1 protein-coding gene is annotated in these 10,644 nt (G+C 75.1%); it reads left to right on the forward strand.

What is annotated here, in order from left to right:
• Positions 1 to 10,644, forward strand: a 10,644-nt coding sequence (locus ACGF5G_RS35350) for an SDR family NAD(P)-dependent oxidoreductase (RefSeq protein ID WP_393271212.1), incomplete at both ends; no start/stop codon positions are given.

Genomic DNA, 10,644 nt, shown 5'->3' on the forward strand with positions numbered 1-10,644 from the left:
GACCCGGACGCCGACCGGGCGGGCACGTCGACGACCCGGCAGGGTGGCTTCCTGTACGACGCGGCGGAGTTCGATCCCGGGTTCTTCGGGATCTCACCGCGCGAGGCCCTGGCGATGGACCCGCAGCAGCGGCTGCTGCTGGAGACCTCGTGGGAGGCGTTCGAGCACGCCGGCATCGACCCGGCCAGCCGGAACGGCACCGTCACCGGCGTCTTCATCGGCGCCGCCTCCTCCGGCTACGCCGCCAGCGGCAGCGACGGCCTGGAGGGCCTGGAGGGCCACCTGCTCACCGGCACCGCCGGCAGTGTCGCCTCCGGCCGGGTGGCCTACACCTTCGGGCTGGAGGGCCCGGCGGTCACCGTCGACACGGCGTGCTCGTCGTCGCTGGTCGCCCTGCACCTCGCCGCGCAGGCGCTGCGCTCCGGCGAGTGCGAGATGGCCCTGGCCGGCGGTGTCGCGCTGATGGCCCAGCCCGGCATGTTCTCCGAGTTCTCGCGCCAGGGCGGCCTGGCCCCCGACGGCCGCTGCAAGGCGTTCGCCGCGGGCGCGGACGGCACCGGCTGGGGCGAGGGCATCGGCATGCTGCTGGTGGAGCGGCTCTCCGACGCGCGGCGGCACGGGCACCGCGTCCTCGCCGTCATCCGGGGCACCGCCGTGAACCAGGACGGGGCGTCGAACGGGCTGACCGCGCCGAACGGGCCGTCGCAGCAGCGGGTGATCCGGCAGGCCCTGGCGAACGCCCGCCTGTCGAGCGTGGACGTGGACGCCGTGGAGGCGCACGGCACGGGCACGACGCTGGGTGACCCGATTGAGGCGCAGGCGTTGTTGGCGACGTACGGGCAGGACCGGCCGGGTGACCGGCCGCTGCTGCTGGGGTCGATCAAGTCCAACATCGGGCACACGCAGGCCGCCGCCGGCGTGGCCGGTGTGATCAAGATGGTCCTGGCCATGCGGCACGGCGTCGTCCCGCCGACCCTGCACGTGGACGAGCCCTCGCCGCACATCGACTGGCCCGCCGGGGCCGTGACCCTGGCCACCGAGCCGACGCCCTGGCCGGCGGTCGACCGGCCGCGCCGCGCCGCTGTCTCCTCGTTCGGCATCTCCGGCACCAACGCCCACGCCATCATCGAGCAGGCACCCGCCGCCGACGCCCCGCCGACCAGCCCCGAGCCGGCCGACCGGCTGCCCGGCCTGGTCGCCGCGGACGCCGTGCCGCTGCTCGTCTCGGCCCGCAGCCCCCGGGCGCTGCGCGACCAGGCGGCCCGGCTCCGGGAGCGGCTCGCCGACCAACCGGACCTCGACCTCGTCGACGTCGCGTACTCGCTCGCCACCGGCCGCGCCCACCACCCGTACCGGCAGGTCGCCGTCGCCGCCGACCGGGACGACGCGCTCGCCGGGCTCGCCGCGCTGACCCTGGCCGACCAGCCCGCCAGCGTCGGCGAGGACACCCCGAAGGTCGTCTTCGTCTTCCCCGGCCAGGGCTCCCAGTGGGCCGGGATGGCCCTCGACCTGCTGGAGTCGTCGCCCGCCTTCCGGGACCGGATGCGCGAGTGCGAGACCGAGCTGAGCCGGCTGGTCGACTGGTCCCTGGCGGACGTCCTGCGGGCCGCGCCGGACGCCCCGCCGATGGACCGGGTGGACGTCGTCCAGCCGCTGCTGTTCTCCGTCATGGTCTCCCTCGCCGAGCTGTGGCGGTCCTGCGGCGTCGTACCGGACGCCGTCATCGGCCACTCCCAGGGCGAGATCGCCGCGGCCTGCGCGGCCGGCGCGCTCACCCTGCCCGACGCGATGCGGCTCGTCGTCGCCCGCAGCCGGGGCCTGCTGGCCATCTCCGGGCAGGGCGGCATGGTGTCCGTGCCGCTGCCCGCCGCCGACACCGAGCAGCTGATCTCCCCGTGGGGGGACACGCTTTCCGTCGCCGCCCTCAACGGCGCCTCCGTGACCGTGGTGTCCGGCGACGCCGCGTCGGTCGCCGAACTGCTCACCGTCTGCGCCGAGCGCGACATCCGCGCCCGGGAGATCGCCGTCGACTACGCGTCGCACTGCGCCCACGTCGAGGCCGTCCGCGACGACCTGGCGGCCGCCCTCGGCACGATCGAGGCCCGTCCGACCGACGTCGCCTTCCACTCCACCGTCACCGGCGAACTGCTCGACACGACCGAGCTGGACGCCGACTACTGGTACCGGAACCTGCGCGAGCCCGTCCGGCTCGCGCCCGTCGTCGACGCGCTGATCGCCGCCGGCTTCCGGGCCTTCGTCGAGGTCAGCCCGCACCCCGTGCTCAAGGTCGTCGTCCAGGACGCCCTCGATCGGGCCGACGCGGGGCGGTCCGGCGGAGGCGTGGTCGTCGGCTCGCTGCGCCGCGACGAGGACGGCCGCCGCCAGCTGCTCGCCGCGCTGGCCGGGCTGCACAGCGCGGGCGTACGGGTCGACTGGGCCGCCGTCTTCGCCAGCTCCGGCGCGGCGTGGGTGGACCTGCCGACGTACGCGTTCCAGCGGGAGCGGTTCTGGCCCGAGGTGGGGTCGTGGCGGGTCGGTGACGTCTCCGGTGCGGGTCTCGGGGTTGCCGGTCATCCGCTGCTGGGTGCGGCGGTGCGTCTGGCGGGTGACGACGAGGTGGTGTTGACGGGCCGGTTGGCGTTGTCGTCGCATCCGTGGTTGGGCGATCACGTGGTGTCGGGTGCGGTGGTGGTGCCGGGCACGGCTCTGGTGGAGTTGGTGGTGCGGGCCGGCGACGAGGTGGGTTCGTCGCGGGTGCGGGAGTTGACGATTGCGGCGCCGTTGGCCCTGCCGGCGTCGGGTGGGGTGCGGGTGCAGGTGCGCGTCGGCGGGGCCGACGACGCGGGCGCCCGCCCGGTGACGATCCACTCCCAGCCCGAGGACGACCCGCAGGCCGAGTGGACCCGGCACGCCGAGGGCGTGCTGGAGCCCGCCGCCGACGACGAGCCGACGACCGGGGAATGGCCGCCGACCGGCGCGGCCGAGGCGGACCTGACCGGCTGGTACGACGCCCTCACCGGGCACGGCCTCGCGTACGGGCCGGTGTTCCAGGGGTTGCGGCGGGTCTGGACGGCCGACGGCGAGGCGTATGCCGAAGTCGCCCTGCCCGACGACGTGGCGGAGAGCGCCGGCCGGTTCGAGGTCCACCCGGCGCTGCTGGACGCGGCCCTGCACCCGATCGGGCTGCTGCTGGCCGACGAGGCGGCCGGCCCCCGGGTGCCGTTCGCGTTCGAGGGCGTGCAGGTGCACGCGTCGGGCGCGTCGGTGCTGCGGGTGCGGCTGACCCGTGCCGGGACGGCCGTCCGCCTGGTCGCGGTGGACGAGTCGGGTGCGCCGGTGGTGACGGTGGACTCCCTCGTACTGCGGGAGATGGCCGCCGTGTCCGCGCCGGCCGGGACCGACCGGTCGCTGTTCGAGGTGACGTGGCAGGCCGAGGACGTGACCCCAGCCGGGGACGCCTCCGGCTGGGCGGTGCTGGGCGACACTGAGCCGCCGGGCGTGCCGGCGTACGGGGACGTGGCGGCCCTGGTCGCGGCCGTCGACGCGGGCCAGGACGCGCCGAGCCTCCTCCTGCTGCCGGTCGCCGCCGCGGGCGCCGAGGGCGACGACCTGCCCGGGCTGGTCCGCTCTCTGACGTCCACGGTGCTGGAGTCCGTGCAGGCGTGGCTGGCGGCCGAGCCCCTCGCCGAGACGCGGCTGGTCCTGGCGACCCGGGGCGCCGTGGCGGCCCGGCCCGGCGACCGGGTCGACGACCTCGCGGGTGCGGCGGTGTGGGGTCTGCTGCGGTCGGCGCAGTCGGAGCACCCGGACCGGATCGTCCTGGCCGACCTCGACCGGGAGGCAGACACCGACGCGCTGGCCGTGCTCGCCGCCGTGGCCGACGACCCCGCCCCCACCGGGGGTCAGCTGGCGCTCCGCGACGGCGCGGTGCTCGTACCTCGGGTCACCCGGCCGACCGGCGACGCGCTCACCCCGTCCACGGACCTGTGGCACGTCGCGGCGGTCAGCCCCGGCACCATCGACGGTGTCGACCTGGTGCCCGGCAGCGCGACGCCGCTCGCGGCCGGCCAGGTGCGCATCGCCGTGCGCGCGGCGGGTGTGAACTTCCGGGACGTGTTGATCGCCCTGGGCATGTATCCGGACTCGTCTGCGGTGATGGGCAGCGAGGGCGCGGGTGTGGTGTTGGAGGTTGGCCCTGGGGTTGCGGATCTGGTGCCGGGTGATCGGGTGTTCGGGTTGTTCGAGCCCGGGTTTGGTCCGCGGGTGGTGGCGCAGCGGGATCGGGTTGCGCGGATGCCGGCGGGTTGGTCGTTTGTGGATGCGGCGTCGGTGCCGGTGGTGTTCCTGACGGCGTACTACGCGTTGCGTGATCTGGCGGGGTTGCGGGCGGGGGAGTCGGTGCTGGTCCACTCGGGTGCGGGTGGGGTCGGTATGGCGGCGATCCAGTTGGCGCATCATTTCGGTGCGACGGTGTATGCGACGGCGAGCCCCGGGAAGTGGGGTGTGCTGCGTGGGTTGGGTGTGGCGGGGGAGCGGATCGCGTCGTCGCGGTCGACGGAGTTCGAGCAGGCGTTCGCGTCGGCGTCGGGTGGCGCGGGTGTGGATGTGGTGTTGGATGCGCTCGCGGGTGAGTTCGTGGACGCGTCGTTGCGCCTGCTGCCGCGTGGTGGCCGGTTCGTGGAGATGGGCAAGACGGATGTCCGTGATCCGGAGCAGGTGGCGGAGCGGCATCCGGGTGTGGTGTATCGGGCGTTCGATCTGAACGAGGCCGGTGGGGAGCGGATCGGGCAGATGCTCGCCGAGTTGCTGGCCCTGTTCGAGCGGGGTGTGCTGTCGCCGTTGCCGGTGCGGGTGTGGGATGTGCGGCAGGCGCGGGCGGCGTTGCGGCACATCAGTCAGGCCCGCCACGTCGGCAAGGTCGTCCTCCAGGTTCCCGCGCCGGTGGACCCGGACGGGACCGTCCTCGTCACTGGAGCGTCGGGCACCCTCGCCGGGGTGGTGGCCCGGCACCTCGTCGCCACCGGTCAGGCGCGTCGGCTGTTGCTGGCCTCGCGTCGCCTGCCGGCCGAGGGCACGGAGTACGCGGCGTTGGTCGCGGAGTTGACCGAGGCCGGCGCGACGGTCGACGCCGTCGCAGTGGACGTCAGCGACCCGCAGCAGGTGACGGACCTCGTCGCCGGGGCGCACTCGCTGACCGCCGTCGTGCACACCGCCGGGGTCATCGCCGACGCGACGATCACCTCGCTGGACGCCGACGCCCTCACCGCCGTCATGGCGCCGAAGGTCGACGGGGCGTGGGCGTTGCACCGCGCCACCGCCCACCTGGACCTCGCCGCGTTCGTGGTGTTCTCGTCGATCGCCGCCACCCTGGGCTCGCCCGGGCAGGCCAACTACGCGGCGGCGAACGCGTTCCTCGACGCCCTCGCCCAGCACCGCCGCCAGCGGGGTCTGCCGGCGGCCAGCCTCGCCTGGGGACTGTGGGCCACCACCAGCGGCATGACGGCCCACCTCGAGGCGACCGAGCACCGGCGGGCCATCCGCGCCGGCAGCGCCCCGCTCACCGACACCGAGGGGCTCGCCCTCCTCGACGCCGCGCAGCGGCACGGCGGCGCGCACGTCGTACTCATGAAGGTGCCGGCGGCCACCGAGGCACCGGACGCCGGGCGCGTCCCCGCGCTGCTGCGCGACCTCGTCCGGCCGCCCCGCGCACGGCGGCGGGCGGCCACCCGGGCCACCGCCGACCTCTCCGTCGGCGAGCGGCTCGCGGCGCTCAGCCCCGTGGAGCGGCGCGGCCAGCTCCTCGAACTCGTCGCCGGCAACGTGGCGGCGGTCCTCGGCCACCGCTCGGCCGACCACCTCGACCCGCAGCGGCCGTTCAAGGAACTCGGCTTCGACTCCCTGACCTCCGTAGAGCTGCGCAACCGGCTCGCCACCGCGACCGGGCTGCGACTGCCCGCCACGGTCGCCTTCGACTACCCCACCCCGGTCGTGCTCGCCGACTTCCTCGACCGGGAGATCGTCGGCCGGGCCACCCCGGCGACCGCCCAGGCCGCCGCCGCGGCCGGCACCGACGAACCCATCGCGATCGTCGGCATGGCCTGCCGCTTCCCCGGCGACGTGCAGACCCCCGAGCAGCTCTGGGAGCTGGTGACCGCCGGCGCGGACGTCATCGCGCCCTTCCCCACCGACCGCGGCTGGGACCTCGCCGACCTGCGCTCCGACGCCCAGGACGGCACCGCCACCCCGCAGCGCGGCGGCTTCCTGTACGACGCCGCCGACTTCGACGCCGCCTTCTTCGGCATCTCGCCCCGTGAGGCCCTGGCCATGGACCCGCAGCAGCGGCTGCTGCTGGAGACCTCGTGGGAGGCGTTCGAGCGGGCCGGCATCGACCCGCTGGCCGCCCGCGGCAGCAGCACCGGCGTGTACGTCGGCCTGATCTACCACGACTACGCATCCAAGGCCCTCGGCACGTCCGACGAGCTGGACGGGTACGTCGGCAACGGCAGCGCCGGCAGCGTCGCGTCCGGCCGGATCTCCTACCTGTTCGGGCTCGAAGGACCGGCCGTCACCGTCGACACGGCGTGCTCGTCGTCGCTGGTCGCCCTGCACCTCGCCGCGCAGGCGCTGCGACAGGACGAGTGCCGCCTCGCCCTCGCCGGCGGCGTCAGCGTCATGTCCACCCCCGGGATGCTCGCCGAGTTCTCCCGGCAGCGCGGCCTGTCGCCCGACGGGCGGTGCAAGGCGTTCGGTGCCGGCGCCGACGGCACCGGCTTCGCCGAGGGCGTCGGCATGCTGCTCCTCGAGCGGCTCCCCGACGCCCAGCGCAACGGGCGACGCATCCTCGCCGTGATCAGGGGCAGCGCCGTCAACCAGGACGGCGCCAGCAGCGGCCTCACCGCCCCGAACGGCCCCGCCCAGCAGCGGGTCATCCGCCAGGCCCTCGCCAACGCCCGCCTCGCCCCCGCCGACGTCGACGCCGTCGAGGCACACGGCACCGGCACCGCCCTCGGCGACCCCATCGAGGCGCAGGCGCTGCTCGCCACGTACGGGCAGGAGCGGCCCGCCGACCAGCCGCTGTGGCTGGGCTCGATCAAGTCGAACATCGGGCACGCGCAGGCCGCCGCCGGGGTCGCCGGGGTCATCAAGATGGTCCTCGCGATGCGGCACGGCGTCCTGCCCCGCACCCTGCACGTCGACGAGCCGTCCCCGCACATCGACTGGTCGGCCGGCTCCGTCGCCCTGCTCGCGCAGGACCGGCCCTGGCCCGAGACGGACCGGCCGCGCCGGGCGGCCGTGTCGTCGTTCGGCATCAGCGGCACCAACGTCCACACCATCCTGGAGCAGGCGCCCGACGCCGCGCCCGCGCCGACCGTGACCGTGCCGCCGGCCGTCACCTCCGGCGACCTGACCACCCCCTGCGTGCTCTCCGCCCGCACCGCGGACGCCCTGCGCGAGCAGGCCACCCGGCTGAGCGCCTGGCTGGCCGAGAACCACGCGGTGCCGCTGCCGGACCTCGGCCACGCGCTGGCCACCGGGCGGTCCGCGTTCGAGCACCGCGCGGTGCTGCTGCCCCGCGACCGGCAGAGCCTGCTCGCCGGCCTCGACGCCGTCGCCGGCGACGAGCCGTCGTCCATCGTCGTCCGGGGCACGGCCCGCCCTGGCCGGCTCGCGGTCCTCTTCTCCGGGCAGGGCGCGCAGCGTGCCGGGATGGGCCGGGAGCTGTACGGGGTGTTCCCGGTGTTCGCGTCGGCGTTGGACGAGGTGTGTGGGCAGCTTGATCCGTTGCTGCCGCAGCCGCTTCGTGACGTGTTGTTCGCTCCGGAGGGCTCGCCGGAGTCGGGGCTGCTGGACGAGACGGTGTTCACGCAGGCGGGGTTGTTCGCGGTCGAGGTGGCGTTGTTCCGCCTGGTGGAGTCGTTCGGGGTGGTGCCGGACTTCGTGGGTGGGCATTCGGTCGGTGAGATCACGGCTGCGTACGTGGCCGGGGTGTTGTCCCTGGCTGATGCGTGTGTGCTGGTCGCTGCTCGGGGTCGGTTGATGCAGGCGTTGCCGGCCGGGGGCGGGATGCTGGCGGTGAACGCGGCCGAGGCCGATGTGTTGGCCGCGCTGGACGGGTTGGCCGGCCGGGTGGGGATCGCCGCCGTGAACGGCCCGATGTCCGTGGTGGTGTCCGGGGCGGTCGACGCGCTGGACGAGGTGGAGCAGGTCTGGAAGGCGCGTGGCGTGCGGACGCGGCGGTTGACCGTGAGTCACGCGTTCCACAGTCCGCTGATGGAGCCGATGCTCGCCGAGTTCCGGGCGGTCCTGGACGGGCTGACGTTCCGGGCGCCGCTGCTGCCGGTCGTGTCCAACCTGACCGGCCTCGCCGCCGACGCGGCGGACCTCTGCGACCCCGGGTACTGGGTGCGGCACGTCCGCGAGGCCGTCCGCTTCGCCGACGGGATCGCGTACCTGCGGCAGCGCAACGTCGCCACGTACCTCGAAGTCGGGCCCGACGGCGTCCTCGCCGGCATGACACAGGACTGCCTCGCGGACGACGACGGCGCGGTGATCGTGCCGACCCTGCGGAAGGGGCGCACCGAGGCGTCCGCGTTCCTCGCCGCCCTCGCCGAGGCGTACGCCGGCGGCGCGCCCGTCGACTGGGCCGCGCTGACCGGCGGCGGCTCCGCCGTACGGCCGGTGGACCTGCCGACGTATCCGTTCCAGCGGCAGCGGTTCTGGCCCGACGCGGCGGCCTGGCGCAGCGGCGACGTGTCCGGCGCCGGGCTCGCCGCCCCGGGGCACCCGCTGCTGGGTGCGGCGGTGCGCCTGGCGGGCGACGACGAGGTGGTGCTGACCGGTCGGTTGGGGCTGTCGTCGCACTCGTGGTTGGGCGATCACGTGGTGTCGGGTGCGGTGGTGGTGCCGGGCACTGCCCTCGTGGAGTTGGTGGTGCGGGCCGGCGACGAGGTGGGCGCGTCCCGGGTGCGGGAGCTGACCATCGCCGCGCCGCTGGCCCTGCCGTCGTCGGGTGGCGTGCGGGTGCAGGTGCGCGTCGGTGGGATCGACGACTCCGGCGGTCGGGACGTCGCCGTGTACTCGCAGGCGGAGGAGGACGTCGAGGCGGAGTGGGTCCGGCACGCCGGGGGTGTGTTGGAGCCGGTGTCGGCCGAGGAGCCGGGTTTGGAGGTGTGGCCGCCGGTCGGCGTGCCGGAGACGGACCTCGCTGGCTGGTATCCGGCGTTGGTGGAGCACGGGCTCGCGTACGGGCCGGTGTTCCAGGGGTTGCGGCGGGTGTGGGCCGGCGACGGCGAGGTGTACGCCGAGGTGGCCCTGCCCGACGACGCGCCGGACGTGTCGGCGTTCGGGGTGCACCCGGCGCTGCTGGATGCCGCGCTGCACCCGATCGGGCTGCTCGATGCCGGGACTGGTCCGCGGGTGCCGTTCGCGTTCGAGGGCGTGCAGGTGCACGCCACCGGCGCGCGGGTGCTGCGGGTGCGGTTGAGCCGTTCTGGCTCGGCGGTCCGCCTGGTGGCGGTGGACGAGTCGGGTGCGCCGGTGGTGTCGGTGGACTCCCTCGTGTTGCGGGAGATGGGTGCCGTTGCCACGCCAAACGCGACCGACCGGTCGCTGTTCGAGGTGTCGTGGCGGGCCGAGGACGTGACCCCGGCCGGGGACGTCTCGGGTTGGGCGGTGCTGGGCGACGCCGAGCTGCCGGGTGTGCCGGTGTTCGGGGACGTGGCGGCGCTGGTCGCGGCCGTCGAGGCCGGCAAGGCCGCCCCGGACCGCGTGCTCCTTCCGGTGCCCACCGTCTCCGGCGTGGCGGTTCCGGCTGCAGTGCGATCGGTGACGACCGAGGTGTTGGCGGTGGTGCAGTCGTGGTTGGCTGCCGAGTCGCTGGCGGACGTGCGGCTGGTGGTGGTGACGCGGGGCGCTGTGGTGGCCCGCGACGAGGACCGGGTCGACGACCTCGCGGGTGCGGCGGTGTGGGGTCTGCTGCGGTCGGCGCAGTCGGAGCACCCGGACCGGATCGTCCTCGCCGACCTCGACGGGCCCGTCGACCCGGCGGCGCTCGGCGTGCTGTCGGCGGTCGCGGCCGACCCGTCGGCCCTCGGCGGCCAGCTCGCGCTGCGGGGCGACCAGGTGCTCGTACCCCGGCTCGTGCGGCGGGCCGGCACCGAGCTGACCCCGCCGGCCGACAGCGCGTGGCACGTCGCGGCGGTGCGCCCCGGAACGCTGGACGGCGTGGAGATCGCGCCGACCGCGCCGGTCGCACTGGCCCCCGGTGAGGTCAGGGTCGCCGTGCGCGCGGCGGGTGTGAACTTCCGGGACGTGTTGATCGCCCTGGGCATGTATCCGGACTCGTCTGCGGTGATGGGCAGCGAGGGCGCGGGTGTGGTGTTGGAGGTTGGCCCTGGGGTTGCGGATCTGGTGCCGGGTGATCGGGTGTTCGGGTTGTTCGAGCCCGGGTTTGGTCCGCGGGTGGTGGCGCAGCGGGATCGGGTTGCGCGGATGCCGGCGGGTTGGTCGTTTGTGGATGCGGCGTCGGTGCCGGTGGTGTTCCTGACGGCGTACTACGCGTTGCGTGATCTGGCGGGGTTGCGGGCGGGGGAGTCGGTGCTGGTCCACTCGGGTGCGGGTGGGGTCGGTATGGCGGCGATCCAG

The sequence above is a fragment of the Micromonospora sp. NPDC047730 genome, assembly GCF_043204765.1.
Lineage (GTDB): Bacteria > Actinomycetota > Actinomycetes > Mycobacteriales > Micromonosporaceae > Micromonospora.